The 23,524-nt window shown below is 68.2% G+C and carries 23 protein-coding genes; 11 read left to right on the forward strand and 12 right to left on the reverse strand.

Features of this window, described 5'->3' with window-relative positions; genetic code table 11:
• Window positions 1-272 precede the first annotated feature (272 nt).
• A complete protein-coding gene (locus tag ACFVUT_RS36140; protein WP_389660276.1) occupies window positions 273-686 on the reverse strand; it encodes a transposase in 414 nt (137 codons plus the stop codon).
• 31 nt (window positions 687-717) lie between these two features.
• Between ACFVUT_RS36140 and ACFVUT_RS36145 the strand changes: the two genes are divergently transcribed.
• Window positions 718-1,398 (forward strand): amidase family protein, encoded by a 681-nt coding sequence (locus ACFVUT_RS36145; RefSeq protein WP_389660279.1) that lies wholly within the window; start codon window positions 718-720, stop codon window positions 1,396-1,398.
• A gap of 77 nt (window positions 1,399-1,475) precedes the next feature.
• On the opposite strand, the gene ACFVUT_RS36150 is transcribed toward ACFVUT_RS36145, so the two are convergent.
• Window positions 1,476-2,285: an NTP transferase domain-containing protein gene (locus ACFVUT_RS36150; protein WP_389660282.1), complete on the reverse strand. Its 810-nt coding sequence runs from the start codon at window positions 2,283-2,285 to the stop codon at window positions 1,476-1,478.
• A 56-nt stretch (window positions 2,286-2,341) separates the two neighbouring features.
• Between ACFVUT_RS36150 and ACFVUT_RS36155 the strand changes: the two genes are divergently transcribed.
• Window positions 2,342-2,755, forward strand: coding sequence for an NUDIX domain-containing protein (locus tag ACFVUT_RS36155; RefSeq protein WP_389660284.1), 414 nt, complete (start codon window positions 2,342-2,344; stop codon window positions 2,753-2,755).
• On the opposite strand, the gene ACFVUT_RS36160 is transcribed toward ACFVUT_RS36155, so the two are convergent.
• From ACFVUT_RS36160 to ACFVUT_RS36195, 8 genes are all read right to left on the reverse strand, one after another.
• A complete protein-coding gene (locus tag ACFVUT_RS36160) occupies window positions 2,738-4,441 on the reverse strand; it encodes an SUMF1/EgtB/PvdO family nonheme iron enzyme (RefSeq protein ID WP_389660357.1) in 1,704 nt (567 codons plus the stop codon). The two genes, ACFVUT_RS36155 and ACFVUT_RS36160, sit on opposite strands and share 18 nt — an antisense overlap.
• A 132-nt stretch (window positions 4,442-4,573) precedes the next feature.
• Complete coding sequence (locus ACFVUT_RS36165; protein WP_389660287.1) at window positions 4,574-5,110, reverse strand: GntR family transcriptional regulator; 537 nt, start codon at window positions 5,108-5,110, stop codon at window positions 4,574-4,576.
• A 55-nt stretch (window positions 5,111-5,165) separates the two neighbouring features.
• On the reverse strand, window positions 5,166-6,080 hold the full coding sequence (locus tag ACFVUT_RS36170; protein ID WP_389660290.1) for an SAM-dependent methyltransferase: 915 nt from the start codon (window positions 6,078-6,080) through the stop codon (window positions 5,166-5,168).
• Between the two features lie 5 nt (window positions 6,081-6,085).
• Window positions 6,086-6,841, reverse strand: coding sequence for a hypothetical protein (locus ACFVUT_RS36175; protein ID WP_389660293.1), 756 nt, complete (start codon window positions 6,839-6,841; stop codon window positions 6,086-6,088).
• Window positions 6,842-7,190: 349 nt separating this feature from the next.
• Complete coding sequence (locus ACFVUT_RS36180) at window positions 7,191-7,622, reverse strand: DUF6415 family natural product biosynthesis protein (protein ID WP_389660295.1); 432 nt, start codon at window positions 7,620-7,622, stop codon at window positions 7,191-7,193.
• A complete protein-coding gene (locus ACFVUT_RS36185; protein WP_389660298.1) occupies window positions 7,622-8,251 on the reverse strand; it encodes a hypothetical protein in 630 nt (209 codons plus the stop codon). The genes ACFVUT_RS36180 and ACFVUT_RS36185 overlap by 1 nt, the downstream gene beginning before the upstream one ends.
• The gene (locus ACFVUT_RS36190) at window positions 8,248-8,442 is read right to left on the reverse strand and encodes a DUF5999 family protein (protein ID WP_389660301.1); all 195 of its coding nucleotides are present in this window, start codon (window positions 8,440-8,442) and stop codon (window positions 8,248-8,250) included. The genes ACFVUT_RS36185 and ACFVUT_RS36190 overlap by 4 nt, the downstream gene beginning before the upstream one ends.
• 461 nt (window positions 8,443-8,903) lie before the next feature.
• Window positions 8,904-9,458 (reverse strand): ATP-binding protein, encoded by a 555-nt coding sequence (locus tag ACFVUT_RS36195; RefSeq protein WP_389660304.1) that lies wholly within the window; start codon window positions 9,456-9,458, stop codon window positions 8,904-8,906.
• A 278-nt stretch (window positions 9,459-9,736) separates the two neighbouring features.
• On the opposite strand from ACFVUT_RS36195, the gene ACFVUT_RS36200 reads away from it, so the two are divergent.
• Window positions 9,737-10,546 (forward strand): SDR family NAD(P)-dependent oxidoreductase, encoded by an 810-nt coding sequence (locus ACFVUT_RS36200; protein WP_389660307.1) that lies wholly within the window; start codon window positions 9,737-9,739, stop codon window positions 10,544-10,546.
• A gap of 10 nt (window positions 10,547-10,556) precedes the next feature.
• Here ACFVUT_RS36200 and ACFVUT_RS36205 read toward each other — a convergent pair whose 3' ends face one another.
• Complete coding sequence (locus ACFVUT_RS36205) at window positions 10,557-11,945, reverse strand: hypothetical protein (RefSeq protein WP_389660310.1); 1,389 nt, start codon at window positions 11,943-11,945, stop codon at window positions 10,557-10,559.
• Between the two features lie 210 nt (window positions 11,946-12,155).
• Between ACFVUT_RS36205 and ACFVUT_RS36210 the strand changes: the two genes are divergently transcribed.
• The 7 genes from ACFVUT_RS36210 to ACFVUT_RS36240 all read left to right on the forward strand — a co-directional run bounded on the left by ACFVUT_RS36210 (window position 12,156) and on the right by ACFVUT_RS36240 (window position 17,889).
• Window positions 12,156-13,679 carry a radical SAM protein gene (locus ACFVUT_RS36210; protein ID WP_389660313.1) on the forward strand — a complete coding sequence of 508 codons (1,524 nt, stop codon included), beginning with the start codon at window positions 12,156-12,158 and terminating at the stop codon, window positions 13,677-13,679.
• Window positions 13,663-14,373, forward strand: coding sequence for a hypothetical protein (locus ACFVUT_RS36215; RefSeq protein ID WP_389660316.1), 711 nt, complete (start codon window positions 13,663-13,665; stop codon window positions 14,371-14,373). Before ACFVUT_RS36210 ends, ACFVUT_RS36215 begins: the two co-directional genes overlap by 17 nt.
• Entirely contained in the window at window positions 14,370-15,194 is an 825-nt protein-coding gene (locus ACFVUT_RS36220) for a hypothetical protein (protein ID WP_389660319.1), read from the forward strand. Before ACFVUT_RS36215 ends, ACFVUT_RS36220 begins: the two co-directional genes overlap by 4 nt.
• Window positions 15,195-15,210: 16 nt before the next feature.
• Window positions 15,211-16,029 (forward strand): PfkB family carbohydrate kinase, encoded by an 819-nt coding sequence (locus ACFVUT_RS36225; protein WP_389660322.1) that lies wholly within the window; start codon window positions 15,211-15,213, stop codon window positions 16,027-16,029.
• 25 nt (window positions 16,030-16,054) lie between these two features.
• Window positions 16,055-17,008 (forward strand): nucleoside 2-deoxyribosyltransferase, encoded by a 954-nt coding sequence (locus ACFVUT_RS36230; protein ID WP_389660324.1) that lies wholly within the window; start codon window positions 16,055-16,057, stop codon window positions 17,006-17,008.
• Window positions 17,005-17,502 (forward strand): hypothetical protein, encoded by a 498-nt coding sequence (locus tag ACFVUT_RS36235; RefSeq protein ID WP_389660327.1) that lies wholly within the window; start codon window positions 17,005-17,007, stop codon window positions 17,500-17,502. Before ACFVUT_RS36230 ends, ACFVUT_RS36235 begins: the two co-directional genes overlap by 4 nt.
• Before the next feature lie 81 nt (window positions 17,503-17,583).
• Window positions 17,584-17,889, forward strand: a complete 306-nt coding sequence (locus ACFVUT_RS36240; RefSeq protein ID WP_389660330.1) for a MazG nucleotide pyrophosphohydrolase domain-containing protein — start codon at window positions 17,584-17,586, stop codon at window positions 17,887-17,889.
• 691 nt (window positions 17,890-18,580) lie between these two features.
• Here the strand turns inward: ACFVUT_RS36240 and ACFVUT_RS36245 are convergent.
• Complete coding sequence (locus ACFVUT_RS36245) at window positions 18,581-21,277, reverse strand: tetratricopeptide repeat protein (RefSeq protein WP_389671128.1); 2,697 nt, start codon at window positions 21,275-21,277, stop codon at window positions 18,581-18,583.
• Between the two features lie 1,294 nt (window positions 21,278-22,571).
• On the opposite strand from ACFVUT_RS36245, the gene ACFVUT_RS36250 reads away from it, so the two are divergent.
• Window positions 22,572-23,369, forward strand: coding sequence for an SDR family oxidoreductase (locus tag ACFVUT_RS36250; RefSeq protein WP_389660336.1), 798 nt, complete (start codon window positions 22,572-22,574; stop codon window positions 23,367-23,369).
• The last annotated feature ends 155 nt before the right edge of the window (window positions 23,370-23,524 follow it).

Here is a 23,524-nt window from a genome sequence, read left to right on the forward strand (position 1 = left end):
GAACTCCACGACGCCTTCGTCTCCCTCGCCTGCAGCCTCATCTGCTACAGACGCCTCAAGAAAGCCCGCTCATGATCGTGTTACGAGCTCTAAGGCATTTCGAGGAACCCCATTGGAGGCAGGTTTGGGTGCTCGGAGGTGGATCGATCCGCCGTGGTGCTTTGAGTAAACGGTGGACACAATCATCTGCGTAGACGCCGGTTTGGCTAACCGGCGGGGTGCGGCTATGCTTCCACGATTTCTCCGAGATTCCCCAAGAGCTCGTAACGCGATCATGGTCGGGTCTTCTTGAGTCGTCGATAGCAGATGAGGCTGCAGGCGAGGGAGACGAAGGCATCGTGGAGTTCGGTGCGGCGTTCCCAGCGGGCGGCGAGTCGTTTGAAGTGGTGGAGCAGGGTGAAGGTTTGCTCGACGACGTATCGCAGCTTGCCGATGCCCTTGATGTTCGGTGATCCCTTGCGGGAGATGACGGGCAGGGTTCGTCGGCAACGGAGCTCGTCGCGGTGGGCGTTGGAGTCGTAGCCTTTGTCGCCGAGCAGGGCCTCTGGTCGTCGACGGGGCCGGCCGCGGCGGACTGCGACGGGCGGGACGCCGTCGACCAGGGCCAGGGTCTGGGTGACGTCGTTGACGTTGGCCGTGGTCGTGATGACCTTGAGTGCTCGGGCGCGTTGCGCCCTACCCCACATAACCTGCTGTGGCCGGGAACTCGCCTCCCTCTTGCCCGCGGGCCGTCAGGAAATCGGCCGGTTCCGCGTGGCGATGTGGGCCGAGGACCCGAGCTGTCCCGTCGACCGCTCGACCGCCGCCGCCCTGGCCACCGTCGAACACGCCCTCGCCACCGCCGGTGCCAAGGTCCGGAGCACTGCGGGCCCGGTCGGCTTCTCCGACTCCCTCCGACTCTTCGAGCAGCTTCTCCTCGCCACCGCGACGGCCACCACCGATGACGAAGCGGGCGCAGCCGAACTCGCGGCAGCACGTGATCTGCGGGACGACGACGCGAGCCCGCGCGCCGCCTTCCTCCGGCACCGGACGCAGACGCACCGCACCTGGCTCCGCGCCAACGAGGAGCGCCTGCGGCTTCGGGAGACGTGGCAACGGTTCTTCGCCGAAGCCGAGCTCGACGTTATCGTCACCCCGGCCGCACCCACCCCTGCGCTCCTTGCCGGCGCCCGCTCGCTCGTGGTCGACGGCGTGGAGCGGAGCTTCTTCGACCAGACCGGCTGGCTGAACCTCACCAGCCACATCGGCCTGCCCAGCCTGGTCGTTCCGGTCACCGTAAGCCCGGAGGGGCTGCCGATCGGCGTCCAGATCATCGGCCCGATGTACTCGGACCGGACGCTGCTGACACTGGCCGGGGCCCTGGCTCCGATCCTTGAGAAGGCCGCCGCGGTGGCGTGAAACTGGCTGCCCAAGGGCTGTCTGGGCAGCGGCAATTAGGGAGGGGCCCGACATGGCCCTCTGCGGTGCCAGGGCGCCTACTGATGCCGAGAACGGGACAGCGGGTCCGGCGCCCCCAGGTCGATCATGGTGCTGGTGGTTGTGATGACCTCGATCGGCCTGGTTTGCGCGTAGGAGGCGAGCGCGAGCGACAGTTTCGGTTCGGTCTCCGGGTTGGCTGGCGTGGTTGCGAGGAATCGCACGAGGTCGCCGGTGAGTCGGGCCCGTCCCAGAAGGAGGCGAAGCGAGTCCCGCCCGTGGTCGTGTAGCAGCGCGATCACGGCGTCGGGGCCCGGCTTCTCCACCAGCGTCACCATGTGTCCCGCCGGGTCGCAGATGATGACTCCGTGGCTGCTCGCGGCACTTCGGCTGAACGGGGCGGCCAGGACGGCAGGGGCAGGCTTCCCGCTCGTGGTGCTCGCCAGCTCGGACAGGGCTTCGTGGGTGGTGTCCACGTTGTCCGCGAAGGCGAGCAGTAAGTCGGAATCAGTGCCGAGGTGTTCGGCGCCGTTGAGTACAGAGGTGATGTCCGCGTACGGGCCGTGCTGGGCGACGAACTCCACCGTCGGGAGGGCGATGCGCTCGTTCGGCTCTCGGACGAGGTCGTCGTACTGGCTTTGCGCTCCAGGGTTGAGGACGTGCCGGGCCCATTGGATCAGCGGGTTGTAGTAGGGGTGGTGCACGACGACGATTCGGTCTGCTCGCGCGGTGGCCGCTTCGTCGAGGACGTGCATCAGGCCGGGGCGCCCTTTGACGGGGCGAAACTCCTTCGGGAGGTACCGAGACCACCCGGCGACCCGTGAGCCGAGACCGCCGGCGGCGATGATCACGTTCGGACGAGTATCCATCAATGTCCGCACCTTCCACTGGTGGGAGTCGCTACGGTCGGAGGATGCATACGCGTGTGACGGCCATCGTCATTGAAGACGGCGAGATCCTTCTCCTTGACCAGGACACCGACGCCCGGTCCTTCAGCCTGCCGGGCGGCAAGGTCGAGGACGGCGAAAGCCTGGGGGACGCACTGGTGCGGGAGATGAAGGAGGAGACCGGCATCGACGTCGAGGTCGGCCGACTCCTCTATGTCTGCGACGTCGTGAAGGCTCACGTGGTCCACATCACCTTCGAGGCCCGTCGGATCGGCGGAACAGTCGGCGACGTGAAGGAGAGCGCCGACACGACGCCGATTCGCGGCGTGAAGTTCGTCCCCCTTGAGGACCTGACCGGACTGGGCTTTGAGGCCCGGTTCGTCGATCTGTGCAAGCAGGGGTTCCCGGGCGCGGGCTCGTACATGGGGCCTAAGTCAGCCATTGGTCTCTGACCTCCGGGTCAGCGCACTGACCAGACGGCGGTCCGGGTCTCCGGCGTGCTGTTCTGGACCACCGAGGCCGTCGATCCACGACCGCAGTACTTGAGCGATCTCCCAGGCGCCGAGAGCAGTCACCCTGGACGGGTACTGGTCCTGCACGAGGCGCACGCCGACTCCTCGGGATGCGCCGAGCAGGTACCGGTGCCGTACAGCATGGACGGACTCGTCGGAGCTGGGCGTGTTCCACGCAGCACCGTGGAGGTATCTCTGCAGAGGGCCGTCTCCCCGGTTCGGGCCGTCCCCGCACCAGACCTGGAGGTTGCCGAGCAGGTGGTGGACCTCGGCGGGGCTCCGCTCGGCCTGGACCACGCCGGTCGTGTCGCCCAGGCTGTAGTTGGCGTTCTGCGGTCGCACGCCAGCTGTCGCTTGGATCATCTCCGCGCGAGTGGGAAGCCTGCTTCCCTCCCAGGCTGCGAACGCGGCGGCGCCGATCCAGGTGACCCAGTAGGCGGGGTGGTGCTCGAACCCGGGACTCGGCGTCCACTGAAGGCGAGCGGGGCCGAAGTGCAGCCGCCCACCGCGTTCGTGAGGCATCGGGCAGACCAGCAGGTGCGCCCCGTAGTGCGCGTTCGGCGTCCCGGCGGCGTGGAGCAGGGTCAGCATTTCTGCCATCTCGTTGTTGCTGATCAGGTAGTTCCGCCAGGCCGTGCCCTCGTCCTTGGGCACGTAGAAGGGCTTCCCTGGGGCGGGTGCGGGCGTGACGGCGCGCACGGAGCTGCCCCGGACGCCCCGGGGAGGGGTGCGCAGCTCGTATTCGTCGTCGCCTGATAGCCAGCTTTCCGCGGCGTCCGTCCACGCGTCGTTGAAGAACACGCGGGCCCCGGTGAGCACTTCCCGGACGCCTTCCTGGACGAGTTCGGCGCTGGTGCTGTCCAGTTCGGCGACGAGGCCGGTCTTGGACTGTGTGGTGGCGAACGTGGTGTCCGCGCGCGGTGGCGCTTCTCCGGCCGGGCCAACGGAGGCTGCGGGCACCGGAACCCCCATGAATGTGGCGGCGCCGTCCATGGTGCGGTCGCGCTCTCGTACATGCGTCTCGTAGGAGAGCCGGCGGTAGGAGCGTGAGGGGTCCGACATCAGCGCGCGAGCGAGCAGAAGTGCGTTGACGGCGACGAGTCGGCCCAGCGCCAGCGGCTCCGCCGGGTCGTCCTGCGGAAGCAGTGAGGCGAACGACCTCCACCTCGGTGAGCGGGCCGTCGCGGCGAGCTGCGCGTACCGGTCGTCGTATCCCCACCGCCGCCACAGACCGCCGCGAGCGAAGGAGCTGGCGATGCCCACGGGAGCCCGCGTCAGTAGAACGACGGGCGACGCCGGGAGAAGGGCAAGGATCGTGTCCGTGGCGAAGAAGAGGTTCGTTTCCTTCACCATGTGGCGCGGTGCCCCGTAGAGGTCGTCGAGGGCGCAGGTCAGGTGGTGCCATCCAAGTCGACCGAGGCTAACCCCTTTCAGGTCCACTGCCGTTCTCGCGCGGGGGGACAGCGGGTGGCTGCGGCCGAGCTGCTGGCGGAAGGGCTCGTTGTGCTGGGGCATCACGTTCCTGAAGGTGTCGGAGAGCCAGTTCGAGCCGACCCGCTCGAACGTCCCCAGGACCAGAACGGGGGCGGTCGGTGTCGCTCCGGGTCCGACGGTGCGGCCGTGCATGGCCGACACGCGTATTCCAAGGTCCGCCACCGAGTGGTGGCCTTCGTCTGCGGTGATCAACGCAACCTCATCTCTCGGGGCGGTGCACCACACGCCGCTGTACGGCTGGTACGAGGGCACCACGGAGCGCTTCTACGGGCGGTCGACTGCTTCTGTCTGCAACGGCGTTGCAGGACCTGCACGCGCGGTTGCCGACGGGGCCAGGGTGGTGCCGAAGCCACGGCGCGTCTTCAGCAGCCCTTCCTCCACCAAGGGGCGAAGGGCATTGCTTACCGTGCGGGTGCCGATGTGGAACTCTGCTGCGAGATCAGCGGTCAGAGGGGTGTCCGGGGGGATGGTTCCGTTCGCGATGCGGGCTCGCACTGCCTCGGCGATGCGCGGTCCCAGCCTGCTCGTGAGCTGAGGGCCCCCGCCGGGAATGAAGGTCCCGCCCGGCGCGACGCAGAGGCGTCCCTGCGCCAGCAGGCATTTCATGACCGGGTTGAGCAGGCTCGCGGGCACGGAGTACCGGAACCGAATCGCAGCCCGGGTCGGGAACTGGCTGCCTGGCGGGTAGGTCGCGTGGTCGTCGAGCAGGGCGACCAGCTTGTCGTTCAGCTTCCGGCCGGGGGTGCCCGGGGCCGGAACCGCCGGGACCGCTGTCGTCGCGGGGGACGTGGGAGTGCTCACGAGTCGTGCCTTCCGGAGACCCTGCCGGAACTGCGGGGGTGGATGGCTGTCGCTCTCACGGGGAGTCGACTCCCTTCACGGCGACTCCGGCGTACGCGCCGGCGAAGTGCGAGGGAAGGGCACGGTGGGAGTGGCTGCGGTGCCACTTGTGGGTGGGCACGACGCCGGGGTCGAGGAGCGCCCAGTTGCCGAAGTACGTTGCGATGGTGTCCCGGCTGCGGGGGCGGTAGGTGATGTCCGCGCCCGGGTTGCGGTCGGCGGCGTCGCGTACGAGCGGCGTCAGCGTGGACGGCATGGTGGGTGGCATGTCGGTGGCGTGCGTGATGGAGAGCCGGCTGCCGGCAGGCGCCCAGTCCCGCAGGACCCGCATCGCGTCCGTGGCCTGCGGATCGGCGATCCAGGGCAGGACGTCGTGCACCAGGGCGGCGACCGGGCGGGTGAGGTCCAGTCGACCGCTGATCTCTTCCGAGGCCAGCAGGGTGGCCATGTCGCGCAGGTCTCCCTGAACGAACGCGACACCGGTGTGCGCGGTGGCGATGCGCCGGTGGGCGATCACTACCGGGTCGATGTCCACGTAGATCATCGTGGCGTCCGGCTGGACGCGGAGGACCGCGGCGTGCACGTCCGGCCAGATCGTGCGGCGGGGCATCTGCGGCAGACCGCAGCCCAGGTCGAGGACCTGGTCGACGCCGTGCTGCGCCAACGTCCCCGCGATCCGGGCGTTGTGGTCCATGTTGATGCTCGCGGCGGCCTTGGCCTGGTTGATGTCATCCGCCGAAAGGCCCTGGAACACCTGTCGGTCGGCGGGGTAGTGGTCCGCCCCGTCCGTCAGCCAGTTGTAGAGCCGGGCGCTCGTGGGAACCAGGTGCCAGTCGTCCGAGAGCCGTGGGATCGGTGTGGCGGGGGCCCAGTCCGTCCCGTACGCACGGCGGTTGCTCTCGGCGTGGTCGCCGTTCGCGTTCTGGTCCATGGTGGTCAGACCTCCGAGGCAGGGCGCGGTGCGGCCGAGACGACGCCCAGAGCTGCTGCGAGCGTGAGGGCGTCATCGACGTCCAGCAGGTCCACGACCACCTCGTTCCTGCTGTCCCGCCGGCAGCGGCGGCAGACCGGATCCAGCGTCGCGAGGAGCTGTCGCCCGGTCGTCGTGCGCAGGAGTTCCTGGAGCATGTCGGCGAAGCGCTGGTGGTCGCCCAAGTCGCCCCGGTCGTCAAGATCGAGGTCCGTCAACGCCAGAGCGTCGCCGCCGAGCCGCCGGTAGAGGCGCAGAGAGTCGGGCAGGGTGAGCGGGGCGAGTTCGATCACACGGGTGCGGACCGTCACGTCTCGGGTGATCTCGGCTCTGTCCAGGGCTCGGTGGAGGTGGAGGGCTGCGTTCTGGAGCGGGGTGAGGTTGGTTTCGACCAGCCGTCCGAGGGCCCGCATGTCCTCGGCCGTCGGCAGCTCGATCAAGAGCATCGGGCCCGGGTCGAGCCACGCCGTCTCCACGAGCTCTACCTTGTTGGCGATGATCCCCTGGCCCTGGAGGGCTCCCTGCACGTCGCCCAGGGTCCAGGGGTGGGTGTCCGAGGGCATCAGCCGTACCTGGCAGCCGCCGGGCGGAATGCCCTGGGTCACCTCGGTGTAGGTGCCGCCGAACCGCAGCGCCGCGACCAGCTCTCCGGCCGCGTCGGCCACAGCCTCCCTCTCAGCTTTGCCGTCGAAGGTGGTGCGGGCCGTGGGATGCAACGTCATCGAATCTTCCTGCCTGACGAGATAAGGATCGGTCTGCCCGCTCGCCGGCCGGAACGGCCGGCGAGCGGGGGTGTTGAACGGGCCGGCCGAGCAGCGCCTGAGGTGTTCGGCCGGGACGCGGGCATGCGTCGCCTCGTTGCCTGCGGGGGAAGGGAACGCCGGTCACGTTTCCGGCAGCCCGTCACCGGCAGGAGGCCCGGATCTGTGCCGCGCGGTGCAGAGGTGCGCGGACTTGGTCAGGCGCCCGCGGTCTCCAGGGCTTCGGCGGTACTCGCGGCGCTCGCGAGGATCTGGTGGAGCTCGTCGTCCTGGGTCTCGGCGGTCCGCCAGGCTCCGTTTCTGCTCCACTTCATCGGGTGCCCTTCTGAGGTGTGGCCGTCTCCGAGCGGACGGCGTCGGCGGCGCGTGCCAAGGCGCGGACGAGGCGAGCGATGTTCTGCGCTCGTCTGGCCACGGCCCGCGTGGCGTGAACAGGGGGTCGCTGGTCGAGCCGACGGGATGCTTCGCCCAGTACGGCCGTGGCGGTGGGCCTGGTCTGCGAGGCCGGCGGCAGCGTCCGGTAGTCAAATTCGAGGCGTGCGGCGAGGTTCCGTGCGTGGGCCGTGAGCTGGTCGAGCAGGTCCGCGGCGACGTCGGTGTCCGGCAGGTCGGCGGCCGGGCCCGCGAGGTCCCAGGCGAGCACCCGGTCGACGACCGCCCGGATGCCGTCCGCGGCGAGCTGGGCAGCGCTTTCGGCGGGCGGCCGCGGTGCGAGGCGCTGGGGCACGGGCCTGGCGGGCATCACGCGACACCCGCCAGCGGTAGCAACTCGCGGACAGCGGCCCCGAGGCAGGCCGAGCGCCATACCTGCGCCGCGACAGTCGTCGGGTCCTCCGCCAGGGCGGTGGCCGCTGCCCTGCGCAGAAGGGTGAGCACCTCGGGGTGGTGCGCATGCTGTTCCGCGACGAGCGGGATGAGGTGATGCGCGGCCGTGGCCAGGGCCCCGAAGATCTCGCTGCGCTCCCGAGGGAAGGAGAAGCTTCGTGTCGCCCACCGTGCCCGGCTTCGGCGACACATCTCCTTGATGCCGGTCCCGCTGAGGTCCGTGCGCGGCAGAGCCAGCGGCACCAACCGCACGAGCAGACTGCTCAGCTCGGGAGGGGCTGTCACGGTCACAGGCAGGTGCGCGAGCACGACTGGGCGCGCCCCGCGTTCCACGAGGATGAACTCCCGCTCACGCAGCAAGCGGACGGCCTTGGCGACGGCATTCTGGTCGGACACCATGGCCACGGCCAGCTTCGCCCGCGCGGGCAGCTGGGACATGGGCGGGTACACCCCGGCCCGGATCAGCGTGATCACCCAGTCGGCGATCTCCGTCGATCGGTCCAGGAGCCTGGTGCTGTGCGCGGGCTGGTCGGCGAGCGCGCTCATGCTGCCGCCTTGGGGATGGGACGGTGCGGAGCGATGATCTGCCCGTTGGGCAGCAGCTCGCCGGTGTCCTCGAAACACAAGGCACCGTTGCACCGTAGGCCCCACCCCTGCTCGGGTCGATGGACGACCAGGCGGGCCGCCTCATGGGCGGGAGACTCAGCAACAGGACAGGGCGGTTGATGCGGACACATGGGAGTCCCCGGGGATAAGGATGGTCAGGAAGCGCTGCGGCGGAAGGGAAGCCGGAGGGCTTCCCCGCTCACTCGCGCTCCGCGAGGGTGGAGTCGACGGCGCCGGAGGGGGAGGCCGGAGCGGAGTTGAACCGCAGGCGATCCTCCCGGCGACCGGGGTGCTGTGCCCTCCGGTAGACGCAGAACGGTTCCCGAAGGGCGCCCGTCGACGGCTAGCAACGGTGAGGGACGGCGCACGACTATCCGTCCTGGTGAACGTCGGCCGTACCGCTCAGACGCTGGCCGTACCAGTGAGGCTCGTTGAACGACGCCCCCTGCATAGAGGGAGATTGAGGCGTTTCGGCCATCGCTGCTCGCTCCTCCGTGCTCACCATCCGCACGCCATCGAAGAGGCGAAGCTCCCAGGAGGACAGTTCCTGCTCGGGGGAGGTCGGCTCGGCTCCGCGATCCGCGTCCACGGGTCAGAGTTCCCTGACGCCGACGAGTACGCGACCGAGCAGCTTCGGGTCGGTACGGCGGCGTCCGCGCTTGGTCGAGGGCGGACTACCCATCGACTGTTCCCGGCTCTCACGCGCAGAGGACAGACTGATCTCGGCCCACACCACCTTGCCGGGGAGGCCCCGGGCCGGGTGGTGGCCCCAGCGGTTGCTCACCGCGGCAACGATGAGGATCCCCCGCCCGCTCGTCGCCTCCACCCCAGGCTCCGTCAGTACGGGCGGCCTCGCGTCGTGGTCCCACACGGACACCCGAACGGCGTCACGATTGATCTCCAACGCCAGCTCGAAGGTCTGCACCTCGAACTCCGAGGAGTAGATGGATAGCTCGTCGCCCGCCTCCTTCGGGTGCCGTACCGCGTTCGTGGTCAGCTCCGAGACGATGAGCTTTACCGTCTCCACGACCTCGGCCGGCACTCCCCAGCGGGAGAGGACGTTGGTCGTGTGGAGCCGCGCCAGTCCCACGGCGTTGGGTGTGTCGGCCAGCTTGAGGGTGTCTCGCGGGGGTGTTGCCTCGGACATGGTGCCTCCCGAGTCAGGAGAGGAGCGCGGGGTGCCGCTGGCTCTCGCTTCGTGTGGGGAATCGCCTGACCCCGGTTCGACGGCTGAGCTGGTGAGCTGCCGTTCCGGAGTCGTTTCGGTCCCGGGCCCATTACGTCGACGTCGGTTGAGTGCCGCCGTACCGTTCGTTCAGAGCCGGGTACGTCCATAAGGGAACCGCTGCGATGCCCTGGTCAGAAGGGTGCATGCAGGATGTCTTCGACCACGCAGGTTGGCACGGTTGTATAGGGAGTGCACGTATGACGAACACACGGCATGGCCGAGAGCGGCGAGCATCGGCGGGACAGTTCGCTGGTCGCCGCTTCGTAGTGACGGGAGGCTCCAGAGGGTTGGGCGAGCAGGTGGTGCGCCTGCTCCTGTCCGAAGGCGCGCAGGTGGCGACGTGCGCCCGCAGGCCTGAGTACCTGGAGACGCTCCGCAGCTCGCTGCACACCCCAGGTGATCTGTTCGTCCGGGCCCTGGACGTGTCCGTGCCGGCGCTGCTGGAGCAGTTCGTGGACGACGCAGTCTCAAGGCTGGGCAGGCTGGACGGCGTTGTCGCATGCGCGGGCGGCGCGCAAGGGAGGGGGATCGCCGAGGCGTCTGCCGAGGACTGGGCGGTTACGTGGAGGATGAACGTCGGTCACGTTGCCCGGCTGGTCTCGACAAGTAGTCCGCACCTTCGGGAGGCGGGAGGTGGATCGGTTGTCGTGGTGGCCTCGGTCTCCGGTTGGAAGCCCGGACCGCAGGCTCAGTACGGTTCGGCGAAAGCGGCCCAGATCCACATGGTGGCGTCCTTGGCCAGAGAGCTGGCTCCCGACGGCATCCGCGTGAACGCGGTCTCTCCGGGATCGATGCTCATCCCGGGCAAGCGGTGGGACCGGATGCGGCGCGAAGACCCGCTGGCCTTCGAGCGGTTCAGTGCGGAGTTTCCCGGGGGACAGCTGGTACGGCCGGAAGAGGTGGCAGACGTGATCGCGTTCCTGCTCTCTGACCAGTCCCGAGCAGTGACTGGGATCAACCTGCCTGTCGACAGGGGCCAGAACGCACCGACGCCGGAGGGGTACTGACCCGTTGCCGTTAGGCTGCTGTGCCGAGTATCGGCCTCGCCTTCCGCTCGAAGTCGCGGACGACGGCTTCGCCTCGATGAGGGGCAAGCCGTGCGCGGAAGTCACGTAGGGCCTGGACGGACCGCTCGCTGTGCACGCCGGCGAGCAGATCGACGGCGTTACTCGCTGTGTCTACCGCTTCGTCCAACCTGTTCTGCTGGAGGAACGCTGTCGCGAGCACCGAGCGGCTGATGGCCTGCCGACGCCGCCGGTCGTTGTTCGCCACGACGGACGCCTGGGCGAGGCGCTCGGCCTGCCCTGCCTCACCGAGGTCACGGTGGACCAGGGCGGCCTCGGCTTCCAGATAGTGGTGGTCCAGGAACCGGACCCACGGCGACTCTTCAGCAGGCCCTCGGCTGACCTCCAGGCCCTTGGTGGCTGCAAGGAGAGACGACGTCGCCCGTTGAGAATCGCCCAGGACGGCGTATCCGCGGGCAGCCATAGCGTGCAGGCGCATCAGGCCGAGCGGACTGCCCGCCGACTTGACCGTCGCGATACCAGCTCTCGCGAGGGCGACTCCTTCGGCGGGGCTACCGAGACTAGTGGCGAGGTGCGACATGCCAGCCAGGATCTGCCCGCCGAGCACGCGGTCGCCGCCCTCGGCACACAACCTCAGCGCCTGAATCATGTAGCGCTCCGCGAGTCCGTAGTCGGCGGAGTCGTACGAGCACCAGCCGGCCATCGCCGCCAACTTCGCGGCCGAGGTGTAGAGATGCCGACGTTGGTGGGAGGGCATGTTGCGCTGCTGGAGCATGGGGGAGAGTTCGGTACTGAGGTAGTGCACGATGCTCGCTCGAACCCCACCACCGCCGAACCGGTTGTCCATCTCGTCGAACATCTGGATCATCGCCTGGACCTGCTCGACGGGGCCGCTGTCGGCGACCACGGCGAGACGAGGTGCCTGCTCGTCCTCCAAGAGCCACAGAATCCACTGCCGTTGGGGATCGACGAGGGCAGCCGCGACGTACGGCACAGCGCCGAGAAGGCTGCGCCGCGAGATGTCCGTCGCCCCGAGTTCCGCAAGCGTATGAAGTGTTTCACCCACATCTTCACGGTACGTCAAGGCCCTTGCGACCACGGGACGCTGGGACTGCTCGGCGAAGCCGATGTCCACGGGTGAGACGAGCCGGCCCAAGAACCCGGACAGGGCTGCGGCGATGAACTCGGGTGCGCGGCCTCGCGGAGTCATCCCTTGTTGTAGCCATCGGGACACCGATGCCTTGTCGTAACGGGATACCTCGCCCTGGAGCGCGCCCAGTTCGTTGACCTTGCGCGCCAGGGCGGCGTGCGAGCAGCCGGCCTCCTCCAGCACTGCCGCGAGTGCGGCGTTGGCCTCGCCGCTCTTCTTCGAACTGCTCATGTGCTGATGATGCCTTGTGGATCACTCTGCGTCCCAGCCTTCGGACACAGAGCCATGGAAGTGCAACCTCCGTACAACCGAACAACCCCGTTACCCCCTCCTCCCGAGCCGTGCCAACACTGACACTGGAGGAGCTGTCGGGCCCGCGTACCTTCCCGGCGACGACGCCGCTGGAGCGCCACCGAGGCCCTCGGCACTGGAGGGAGAACCATGCTGCAGCCTGTAGTGATCTTGGACTGCTTCACCGTCGAACCGAGCGGTCTCGGCGTACCGCCCTACCTGTCGGCCTACGTCCGCAACGCCTGGTCGGCACTGCGGCGGGCCCGGCCGGAAGCGGACGTCCGGTACGTGACCATCGACGACGTTCGCTGGTGCCTGGCCGGAGGCGAGCCCACCGTCGAGCCGCCCCTGAGTGACCGGCTCACCTACTCCACCACCGTCAACCGAGACAACGCTGTTCAGCTCCTGCGCGACGCCGAGATCGTGATCGTCATCGCCGGAGACGCGGTTCCGTCCGTCCATCTCCACGCGGTGAACGGATCGTTCGAGGAGATCGCCCGCGCGCTCGCCTGTGTGCGAGGCCGCCGATACCTGCTCGGCCCGCTCTCCACCTACGCCGTGGACTCGCCTGCGGAGTACGCCGGTTTGTTCGATGCCGTCCACACCCACACCGTGACGTCCGGTGACCTGCTGCTCGGCAGCCGGCGTCCGGCCGACTACAAGCAGATGCGACGCGAACGCGATTCATTCGCCGGCCTCGTCGACCAGATGCCCTGGCGGCCGATCGCCGAGCTGGAGCTGTACCGAGGCTGCACCCGTCGTAAGTTCTGCGACTTCTGCAACGAGCCGGCCAAGTCGCCCCTCGTGGCCTTTCGCGAGGTCGACGACGTCGTCGAAGAGGCGGCTCAGCTCTACGCGGCCGGCATCCGCAACTTCCGACTCGGTCAGCAGACCTGCTTCTTCTCCTACCGCCACCGGGACGAGGACGCGATCCGCACCCTGCTCAGCGGCATCCGTGAGCGCTGCCCTGAGTTGGAGGTGCTCCACATCGACAATGCCGACCCGTTGGCGGTCGCTGCACCAGTCGGCTTGCGCATCGCCAAGCTGGTGGCGGACTTCTGCACCGAAGGCAACTGCGCGCCGATGGGCATCGAGAGCTTCGACCCGGCCGTCATCGAGCGCAACACCCTCACCTGCACGCCCGAAATCCTCCTGCGCGCCGTCGAGCACGTGAACACGGCTGGAGCCGCCCGCGGTCCCGGCGGTCTGCCGATGCTCCTTCCGGGCCTGAACCTGATCTACGGCCTTCCCGGGGAGACCCACGGCACCCACGTGGCGAACCTTCGCGGCCTGGCCCGGATCCTCGACGCCGGCTTGCTGTGTCACCGGACGAACGTGCGTCTGGCAAGGGCGTTCCCTGGCACCCCGCTCGCCGCACTCGGTGAGCAGAAGCCGTTGCCGTCGGCCGAGCACTTCGCGTCGTGGAAGGCGGACATCGACTACACCTGGGATCAGCCGATGAAGCAGCGGGTGTACCCGACCGGCCTCCGCGTGCCCGGCCTCCACTCCTACTTCATCAGCGAGGAGGGCACCTACTGGCGGCGGCTGGGCTCGTACTCCATCCAGGTCGTCGAACGTGGTGCCGCGTTGCCGCTCGGCACCACCGGTGACCTCACGGTGACCGGGCACTCGCCACGCATGATCTTCGGAGAACGCGTTGCATCTTCTACCTGACGGAACGCTCGCGACGCTGGAGGCCCTGGACGCGATGGCGGGCCGCACCGCCCGCGCCGGCCTGCTGCTGCCCTGGGCTAACGTCGCCGTGGAGACCGAGATGCCCCGCCTCGGCCTGCGCCACACGATCTTTCACCACGCGCGGCTCGTGCCCGCGTCCCGTGCGACGGCGATCGACGCCTCCTTCTGGCACGGGCTGCGCGAGGCGTCGGCACAGGCACTGGACTCCTTGTCTCACGTCCCGCTCGACGCCGTGATGCTGGCGTGTACTTCGGCCGGCTTCACCGGCGGTCCGCCGCTGCCCATCGGCATGGTCACCGCCTTCGACGCTCTCCTGCGGGCCCTGAGCGAGGCGGACGTGACGCGTATGGTCCTTGCCACGCCCTACCCGAGCCCGGTGACCGAAGCCGAAGCCGCAGCGTTCAGCGAGGCCGGCATGGAGGTCCTGGCCCACGCGAGTATGGGTCTGACCGACGGGTACCCCGACATCACCCCCGATCAGGTGCTGGCCCTGGTGGAGCGGCTGCCTCAACCAGCCCTCGACGCGGCTGGAGCGATCGTCCTGTCGTGCACGGGGTGGCACACCCTCCCGGTGATCGCCGAGCTGGAGCGCCGGTTCGGGAAGCCTGTGCTGTCCTCGAATCTCGCCATGGCGCTGCTGGCGGCCCGAATTCCTGCTGGAGTCGCACTATGAAGATCGAACGCGTGAAGCCGAAAGCCATCGAGATCCGTCGCATCCACCGACTCGTGGCTCGTGCTGCCGGCCTGCCGGACGTGCGAGCCGAGGTGGAGGCCAATCACGACGAGAACCGCTGGTGGCCGACGACGATCACTGACTCGCGTGTGCGGATGCTCGCCGCGGGCTGGTCCACCCGGGTCTCCTACCGAATGGTCGACACGTACGCCGGAGTGATCAAGTCAGCTGTAACCCGTGGCTTCGACGACCTCGTCGCGAGCACGGACGCCGAGTTGGCCTCGCTGGTGCGCCCCATCGGCCTGCCGCAGACCCGAATCGACTACCTGCGCTCCCTTGCCGAACTTCTCCAGCACTGGGAGAAGGAGGGGATCGATCCGACGGCCGCGTCGGCGGAACTCGACACCCTGGTCCTCGACTTCGCCACGCGGGTGCGAGGAGCGTCCTTCAAAGTCGCCCAGTGCGCGGTGCTCACCGCCCGCGGGTACCACTGCGGCATCATCCCGGTGGATTCGGGCATGGTCGCCAAGCTCGCGCCTGCTCTGGGAATCGAGCTCCCGTCGGGAGCCGTCGCCCATGAGCGGATGCGGTACGTACTCGAAGAGGTTGTCCACGCCCGCCCGGTCGAATTTCGCTCTCTGGTCACCGCCAACGAGCACCAGGTCACCATTCCGGACGGGGTGGAGCCGACGTGGTGGGTGCATCTCGTCCTGATCTACTTCAAGCGCCTGTATCTCAACGGGCCCTCCCCGCAGCTCTGTCGCCGGCGGCCGGTTTGCACGAAGATCGTCGGTTGCGCACACCCGACCTGGAATGTCTGACCCAAGGGGAGAGCGCGTGGACCGGCTCGACGTGATCGGCAACATCAGCTGGGACCTGACCCGCTACCCAGACCATCGGGGCGGCGCCCGGCTCGGCGGTGCGGCCCTGTTCGTGTCGCTGGCGGCGACGAAGGCCGGCCGCCGGGCGACTCCCGTCTGCGTCCTCGGGAACGATCTCGCCCACCTCCCCGAGACGCCCGGCCTGGACGTGCTCGACTGGTCGGCATGGCGTCCGGCCGACGGGACGTCGACGGCCTTCGACCTGGAGTACGACCTGCAGGGCGAACTGGTGCAGGTGCACACGGACTACGGCGTGGCAGTGGCTCTGACCGAACACGCGCTGGAGCACGTGAGTGCGCACCCGCGCGCTACTTTTCACGTCTGCTGCCGCCGTCCGCTGGACGTGGAGGCCGTACTCGGCCAACTCGTGGAAGTCTCAGCCCGGTTCAGCGTGGACTTTTTCCTGCCGAGCGCGGAGGCGATGATCCGCGCAGCCTCACCCTGGCTGCCGTCGGCGACCACCCTGTTCGTCAACGCCGCCGAGTACCGCCTGCTCGACCGAGCGGTCGACTGCGGCACGCTGCCGGAAGTGGTCGTCACCGACGGCCCCCGGGCCGCTGTCGTTCACGCGTTCGGGCAGCAGGTAGCCTCCGCCGTTCCGCCACCGCAAACTGCCTTCGAGGTCTCCGGTGCCGGAGACACCCTCGCCGGCACCTATCTGGCCCACCGTTCGCGCGGCGCGACCACCACCAAGGCTTTGGCGGAGGCGACAGCAGCCGCAGCCAGGTTCGTCGCGGCCCCCTCCCTCCCGATCCCCGCGCCGCGTCGCGGCTGACCTACCGACTGGAGGACCTCTACCCGTGCCCTTCTACGTAGCTCACCGGCTCTTCGCCGCCCACGACCGTGCCCTCGCTGCCGATCTCGCCGATCGCCTCGCCACGAAAGTCGGTCCCGATCGCGTCTTCCTGCCGTTCTGCGACACCGACGAGGAGGACCTCGTCGCCGAGGTCAAGGGACGCCGCCTGTTCGAGCTGGACCGCGACCGCCTCGGGCGCCTCGACGCCATGATCGCCATCCTGCACGGCCCGAGCCTCGACGACGGGGTCTGCATGGAGATCGGGTACGCCATCGCTTCCGGAGTTCCCGTCGTCGTGCTCACCACCGACTTCCAGACCTACTCGATGACCGAGGCCAGCACCCGCCTCGAATTCCCCGACCCCATCCTCCAGGCCGTGGCCACCCGCATCGTGCGCGTGGCCACGCTCGGACCGTCGCCGCTCCCGCCGGTCCCCGGCCAGTCCCGGTTCAAAGGCTTCCAGGCCCGCAACGCGGCCCAGACGAGCACGGCCGTCGACACGGCCATCGACACCCTGCTCGACCTTCCGGGTCGCGTGCCCCTTCCGACAGGGGCCCCAGTGACCCCCGGTGCTGCCGTATACGTCGAGCCGTCGCCGTACCTGCCCCGGCGCATGGACCACCTGGCCGAGAGTGTGGCGGGCGGCGGTCACACCGTGGTGGCGTCCCAGCGCTTCACGGTTCCTGAGCCGATCGCAGGGGCCTTGGCCGACCTGGCTGCCGTTCGTTCAGCAGCGCGGTTGCTGGTCGACGTCTCCGGGCCCGAAACACCGCCCGGTGCCGCCCTGCTCATCGGAGCCGCGCTGGCCAGCGGCGTACGGGTGGCTGCTTTTCAGTCGTACCCGACGTTCACGCACGCTCACGGCCGCGAGCCCAACTGGCGGAATCTAATGATCCAGTACGCCGTCGACGCTCGCTTCAGCAGCGACGAGGCCGCCTTGTCCTGGCTGGTCGCATGAACCTCGACGAGATCGTTGGCTACCAGACCGTCGTCCTGGAGGGCTGTGACGGGGTCGGCAAGAGCACACTCGGCGAGCGTCTCTCGGCGCATCACGGCTTCACCATGGTCCACTCTCCGAGGACACCCGACCATCTCAACCTGGCCAGCCGCTACAGGACCATCCTGGACGGGACCGGAAAAATCCTCTTCGACCGGTGCTTCATCAGCGAGTTGGTGTACGGCCCGCTTCACCGCGGACGCTCCCGGATCAACTGGTCCGAAGCGATCGATCTGGCCGAGAGCGTCATCACGCGTTCCGGCTTGCTCGTCCACCTGACTGCTTCCCCCGCCGTCATCCACCAGCGACTCCTGTCCCGCGATGGCGAGGCGATCAGCCTGGAGGAGATCACCGCAGTGGTGACGGGTTACGAGCGGGTCTTCTCCACCCTCGCCGACTACACCCGCGTACTCACGCTCGACACGTCGCTTCGCGATCTCCCTTCGGCAGGGTGACGGGTCGACGAAACCAGCCCGTCAGGCACACCGCTCCCGCTACGCTTCTGGGGCACCTGCTGTACCGCCGCTGGAGGAGCCTTGCAGATCAGAGACGCCCAGAAACTCGCCTGGGAGAACAAGGAACTCAAGGGGTTCAACACCACCGACGTGGCCCTGGAGTTCGGCCTCCTGAACGCAGAGACCGCCGAAGCCTTCACTGCATGGCGCAAAGGGCTGCCCGACCTTGCGGAGGAGCTGGCCGACGTCTTCCTCTACCTGACGGCCGTGGCGCAGATGAACGGCGTGGACCTGGACTCCGCTGTCGCCCGGAAGATCGAGAAGAACGCAGGCCGTACGTACGAGCGGAACGAGCACGGGGCTTTGATCCGGACGAGTGCCAGGTAGGTCTGTGAACTTCTGGGTGGAATTCCTGCCGCGCGGGAGCACGGAGCTGGGCACGGACGGATCCTTGATGCGCCGCTCGTAAACAGGCGTGGTGTCAGTCGTTGATCAGATCGTGCCGGGCTGATGTCCCACGTGCATGTCGGTGACCCCTATCGTGACGCACCGGCGCCGTCGGTGCGTGTCTCTGTGATGCTGTGCGCCGTTGCCGTGGAAGGGCGCTGAACGAAGGGCAGACAATATCGTACGGATATGGTGCTGGTCCCAACTGGCCGATGATCCAAGCCTGACAACCAGCTGAGAAGAACGAGGCCGACGCTCATCGCGCGGCTGCGTCCGGCTGTGCGAGGGCTGCTCGCTGGCAGCTTCGCTACCCAATTGCAGTTCACCCATGTACAGGTCTACCACCCGCCACTGACAACGTCACAGACTCGCCTCACCGAGCCGCCCGCCCCGGGAGCTGTCGACGGGGCACGGACGTGCCGCACTCCCCGGAGCTGGCGAACCACCGAGTTCACCGGCCATCTATACCAGCAGGCCCCATGAGCTGCTGACCTGCTGGAAGCGGCGCAACCCTCAGGGGCCTGACGACCCACGACTTGCACAACAAGTACGGGAAGTCCGTGCGCAGCGAGTTCTGCCAGGCCTTCGAGCCGTGTCCGCTTGACGACTTCGAGATCTGCGCCCGGCAGCGTCACGCGGAGAAATGGGCCCGGGTATCCGCAGAGAGTCCGCCGCCGTCGACGGAGTCTCGCATTGTGGTCACGAGGGCCGTCGCCTGTTCGGTCAACGCCTTGTCTTCGGTCTCGCCGAGTGCAGCGACCGCAGCTGTACAGAGCGAGATGGCCTCCTTCGGGTCCGCGGCCCACACGGCCGACGAGAGAAGGAAGAGTGCCCTTCCTTCCCCATGGCGGTCGCGGGCCGTCCGGAAGAGCGTGATCGCCTCACGGATTGCCTCGGTGGCCCGGTCCGGCTGCTTGAGCGTCGCCCATGCCTTGCTGAGGTTCATCAGCGCCTTTGCCTGCGTGTGGGCGTCGCCGACCTCCTTCAGCAGGTCGTTTGCCTTCGTCAGCAGACGGGCGGCCTCGGTCGGTTCACCCGTCTGAAGTCGGATGGTCGCGAGATTGGTCAGGGCGAGGCCTTCGCCGCGCTTGTCCCCAAGGTCGCGACAGAGGGTCAGCGCCTCCTCGAGTACGTCTGACCCGTCACCGAGTCCCCCCGCACGGAGCGCCGTGCTCAGATTGGTGAGGGCCATGACGACTCCATGACGGTCATCGGCCCTACGGAAGGCGTCGCGTGCAGCCGCGTGGGCGGCTGCGGCCTCACCGGCCCGTCCCAGCTCTCTGAGTGCCAGGCCGAGATTGTTCTGGGTGACCGCCTCACCGTGCCAGTCACCAACGAGACGGCAGATCTCGATGTCTCGCTGGTACGCGCTCACCGCTTCCTCGTAGCGGCCCAACTCATCCAGCGAGCGTCCTAGGTTGTTGAGCGCGGCGGCCTCACCCTGGCGATTTCCCGCCTTGCTCTGGAGGACAACGGCCCTTTGCAACAAGGGCACGGCCCGCTCGATGTCCCGCATCTCGTGCAGGGTGCGTCCGAGATTGGTCAGTACTTCTGCCTCGCCTAGAAGGGACCCCTCAACCGTGTAGATACGGAGGGCTTCTTCGTGTGCGGTGAGGGCTTCGGGGAACCGGCGCAGTCCTCTGAGGGCGCATGCCCGTGCGTCGAGGAACGCGGCACGGAAGGCGGCAGGGTCGTTCTTGGAGCAGTGCTCCAGTGCGCTGTCGTACACAGCCGCCAACTCGGCGAAACCGTGACGCAGTTTGAGGTAGTCGCCGATCCGTCCCGCCATTGCCAGGATGAGGTAGGGGTTGTGAGTGCCGGGCGTGGTGGTGATGACCGCGACGAGGTTCGCCCGTTCCTCGTCCAGCCAGGAGAGTGCGGCGGTACGGTCAGAGAACCTAGGCGCCGGAGACTGACTTGGGGAGAGGTGGTCGTGCGCCTCGTCCAGACAGTCCGCGTAGTGGCGTAGCAGCCGTTCCAAGGCGGCGGACCGACTTTCGGCAGTATGCTCAGTCCGCCCGGTCTCGTCCGCGTATAGCCGGATCAGGTCGTGCATGCGCCACCGGCCGTAGGTGGCCGCACTCTGCACCAGATGTCCGCGCCCCAGGGCCTCCAAGAGATCTTCGGCCGTGTCCGGGTCCACATCGCAGAGCCTGGCGGCGGACTCGGTGGAGACGTCGGGGCCGGGGTTGAGCGCGAAGAGCCTGAAGAGCCGTGCCTGGTCCTGCGGCAGGTGCCGGTAGGACAGTTCGAAGGCGGCTCGTACCGCGAGGTTTCCCCGACTCAACCGGCGCAGGCGGCGATGCTCATCGTCAAGAGCCTGGGCCATTGAGGACAGCGGCCGGGCGGGCTGGTCTGCCAAGAGGGCGGCGACGATCCGCAGCGCCAGTGGCAGGTGCCCGCACTGCCGGGCGATGACCTCGGCCCTCTCCGGGGCATCATCGATCCGCGTGTCCTCTTCACCCCGGCTCGCTCGCAGAACGAGACGTAGCAGGTCGACGGAGTCCACGGGATCGAGGACCGTTAGGTCGTGCAGGCGGGCGTCTAGGTCGGACAGCGTGTGTCGAGAGGTGATCAATACTGGGGTGCGCGCGTCACCCGGTAGGAGGGGTCGTACCTGCTCGCTGTCCAGGGCGTCGTCGAGGACGATCAGGGTGCGTCGTCCCTGGTTGGCCAGGTCCTGTAGCGCCGATCGGTACAGTCGCGCACGGTCCTCGAGAGACACGGGGATGTGCTCGTGGTCGACACCCAGCCCCCGCAGCAGGGAGGCGAGCGCCTCGTCGGGACCCTGACGGCGAGCGGGGTCGTATCCGTAGAGTTCGACGGCGAGGACACCGTCGAACCATCCGTCCTGTGCATAGGCGCGATGGGCAACCTGCCGCGCCAATTCGGTCTTTCCGACGCCTGGGAGTCCGGCGACGATGTGGACCGACGGTCCCTCGCCGACGGCACCCGGGTCCAGCACCGAGAGCAGGCTGTTTACGGCGGTCTCCCTGCCGGTGAACGTGCTGGACGGGGCGGGCAATCCCGAGAGGGCGGAGGTGGTCCGACGGCCAAGGTGGACGGAGGCGGCCTTCGCAGCACCACCCGCCGACGATGCCGCAGCGTTGTCCGCCGGCGGCATTGCGCGCCGCAGCCCGTACTGCGGGAGTCGGTCTGCGAAGAAGGCCGCGTCGAGGCAGGTTCCCAGGGAGTTGAGGAGAAGGTCGCCCAAGGCTAGTGCTGCGAGGCGGCCGGGAGCCCCGGCCAGGGCCTGTTTGGCGAGGGCTGTATTCATGGCAACCACATCGCGCTCATCAGGCCACTCCACCCACAGGGCGCGGAGCATGCGCCACGCCGTTTCCGGTGCGCCGTAGATCCGGGGAGCCGCGAGTTCATCGAAGGGGGCACGGAGTTCGTCCGTCAGCCAGTCGTGGACGAAGGAGGAGGAGTCGTCGGACCGACGGGCGCGGTCACAGAGTTCCTGGAGCGGCCGGGCCGGAACCATCGAGACGAAATGGAAGTCGTGCCCCGCTTCAGCGTGGGTGCGGAGGTGCCGCCAGATCCCCTTCGCGTCCAGGGCGGCAACGTTCCAGCCATTGGCGTTGCGGTTCTGACGCTTGACCTGGTGCACCTCAGTGCGCCCGCCGTGACGGTACGCGAACTCGGTACCTTCGCCGAGAACTCCGTTCGGCTCAAGGGTGAGCGAATCGCCTTGCCCCAGGAGGACGTACAAGGCGTGCCTGATCGTCCAGGCGCCTTCGTAGCGGTTGCCAAACTTGTCCGTCTCACCACCCGGCCTCGGTACCACCGGTTCCCCCTGTCTCGCCCGCCGGACGAATCCGCGACCCCGCCCCGTGCACGGTCGCGTGCCACGTCACCGTACCTGGCGGCGCCGACAGAGGTGCCCGGACCGGACGGCCTCCGGAGCGTCTTTTGGCCTTTCAAAATGAAGGGGGTTGCTCGATGGAAGACAACTAGCCACCAGCGCTCCCTCGCGCCAGAGCGAGGGGCCGCATTACCGATGCCAAGCGCATGGCTTCCTCATCAGATACTGGGTGAGGGGGCTGACGGGCCGCCAGCTTCGCCGCGCGGGGCGGACTGCTCAGTCAGGAGCCTGGTTGCCAGTGCAGTGAGTCTGGGGACCAGTTGGGGACCACACGGTGTACGAGCTGGTGCACGTGAGGCCGTCGTGCGCACCGTATGCACCCGGATTAAGTCCGCTATATCCAGAGAATACCCCCGACCCTCACTCCTGGGGGTCAAGGGGTCGCAGGTTCAAATCCTGTCGTCCCGACTGGAGACAGTCGCAGATCAGGGCCGGTTTCGGAGACATCCGAAACCGGCTTTTGGTCGTTCTGGGGGACCGGTTGAGGACCGGCGTCCCCGACCGGCGCCAGCAGGTCATGACGATCGGGCTCGGCAGGGAACGAGGCGCGCGAAGCACGCTGCGTCGGCAGCCGTGATCGTGTGTACGTCCGGGTGCCCTGGTGGAGTCGGCTGTGGGAACTGCCCGAGTACCTGTCTGATCTGTGCCTTGTATGCCTTGTGGTGGCTGGGTCTGCGCGTCTCAAGGGGTGTGAGCGTGGCAGGACCCGGGAAATCGGGTGCCGTGTGAAGGGCGGTCCGCCAGGATGAGGATCATGACTGGTGAGAAGCGCGTGGGGAGCCGGCAGGACGTGGGAGAGGCGGGCCGCCCGCTTGCCTTGGTCACGGGGGCGGGACGCTCGGCGGGGATCGCGGCGTCCGTGGTGGTGAATCTGGCCCGGGCCGGTTGGGACGTGGCCTTCACGTACTGGACTCCGTATGACGCGCGCATGCAGTGGGGCAGGGAGCCGGGTGCGCCCGAAGAGCTGCAGAAGAAGGTGGCGTCCCACGGGGCGAGAACGCTTGCGGTCGAGGCGGACCTGAGCGATCCGGCGGTGCCGGCCCAGCTCTTCGACAGCGTCGAGCGGGAGCTGGGGAACGTCACCGCGCTGGTGCTCTGCCATTGCGAGTCGGTTGACTCCGGCTTGCTGGACACCACGGTGGAGAGCTTCGACCTGCACTTCGCGGTCAATGCGCGGGCAACGTGGCTGCTGCTCCGGGAGTACGGGCTGCGATTCCGCAGGCAGCACGGAAGCGGGCGGATCGTCAGCCTGACCAGTGACCACACCGCCGGCAACCTGCCCTATGGGGCGAGCAAGGGGGCCATGGACCGGATCACGCTGGCCGCCGCCCGCGAGCTTGCCCATCTGGGAGTGACCTGTAACGCGATCAATCCCGGGCCGACCGACACCGGGTGGATGTCCCAGGAGCAGAAGGCGGACATGATCCGCTTCACGCCCCTGGGACGTCTCGGCGTGCCGCAGGACTGCGCGAATCTGGTGACATTCCTCTGCTCGGCAGAGGGCGGATGGGTCAACGGTCAGCTTCTCCAGAGCAATGGCGGTCTCGGGTAGCCAAGCCCGTGAGGCAGGACTCACGGGCACTTCCGGCCGGCGGCGTAGGCGGCGGCGCGGGAAGGGCGACCGGCGAGCTGCCGAAAGTGATCGTGACGGTGTCGCCGTCGATCTCGGCGAGGTCGGTGCGGGCCTGGACCCTCTCGTCGCGTCCT

Source organism: Streptomyces sp. NPDC058051, from assembly GCF_042885475.1.
Taxonomy (GTDB): Bacteria; Actinomycetota; Actinomycetes; order Streptomycetales; family Streptomycetaceae; genus Streptomyces.

Coding starts and splice junctions, on each gene's coding strand:
- ACFVUT_RS36245 (WP_389671128.1), bottom strand. CDS start 21,277: ATGCTCCGCGCCCTGTGGGTGGAGTGGCCTGATGAGCGCGATGTGGTT.
- ACFVUT_RS36250 (WP_389660336.1), top strand. CDS start 22,572: ATGACTGGTGAGAAGCGCGTGGGGAGCCGGCAGGACGTGGGAGAGGCG.
- ACFVUT_RS36185 (WP_389660298.1), bottom strand. CDS start 8,251: ATGAGCGCGCTCGCCGACCAGCCCGCGCACAGCACCAGGCTCCTGGAC.
- ACFVUT_RS36220 (WP_389660319.1), top strand. CDS start 14,370: ATGAAGATCGAACGCGTGAAGCCGAAAGCCATCGAGATCCGTCGCATC.
- ACFVUT_RS36150 (WP_389660282.1), bottom strand. CDS start 2,285: ATGGATACTCGTCCGAACGTGATCATCGCCGCCGGCGGTCTCGGCTCA.
- ACFVUT_RS36190 (WP_389660301.1), bottom strand. CDS start 8,442: ATGTGTCCGCATCAACCGCCCTGTCCTGTTGCTGAGTCTCCCGCCCAT.
- ACFVUT_RS36235 (WP_389660327.1), top strand. CDS start 17,005: ATGAACCTCGACGAGATCGTTGGCTACCAGACCGTCGTCCTGGAGGGC.
- ACFVUT_RS36140 (WP_389660276.1), bottom strand. CDS start 686: ATGTGGGGTAGGGCGCAACGCGCCCGAGCACTCAAGGTCATCACGACC.
- ACFVUT_RS36175 (WP_389660293.1), bottom strand. CDS start 6,841: ATGACGTTGCATCCCACGGCCCGCACCACCTTCGACGGCAAAGCTGAG.
- ACFVUT_RS36180 (WP_389660295.1), bottom strand. CDS start 7,622: ATGCCCGCCAGGCCCGTGCCCCAGCGCCTCGCACCGCGGCCGCCCGCC.
- ACFVUT_RS36170 (WP_389660290.1), bottom strand. CDS start 6,080: ATGGACCAGAACGCGAACGGCGACCACGCCGAGAGCAACCGCCGTGCG.
- ACFVUT_RS36210 (WP_389660313.1), top strand. CDS start 12,156: ATGCTGCAGCCTGTAGTGATCTTGGACTGCTTCACCGTCGAACCGAGC.
- ACFVUT_RS36195 (WP_389660304.1), bottom strand. CDS start 9,458: ATGTCCGAGGCAACACCCCCGCGAGACACCCTCAAGCTGGCCGACACA.
- ACFVUT_RS36160 (WP_389660357.1), bottom strand. CDS start 4,441: ATGCACGGCCGCACCGTCGGACCCGGAGCGACACCGACCGCCCCCGTT.
- ACFVUT_RS36205 (WP_389660310.1), bottom strand. CDS start 11,945: ATGAGCAGTTCGAAGAAGAGCGGCGAGGCCAACGCCGCACTCGCGGCA.
- ACFVUT_RS36200 (WP_389660307.1), top strand. CDS start 9,737: ATGACGAACACACGGCATGGCCGAGAGCGGCGAGCATCGGCGGGACAG.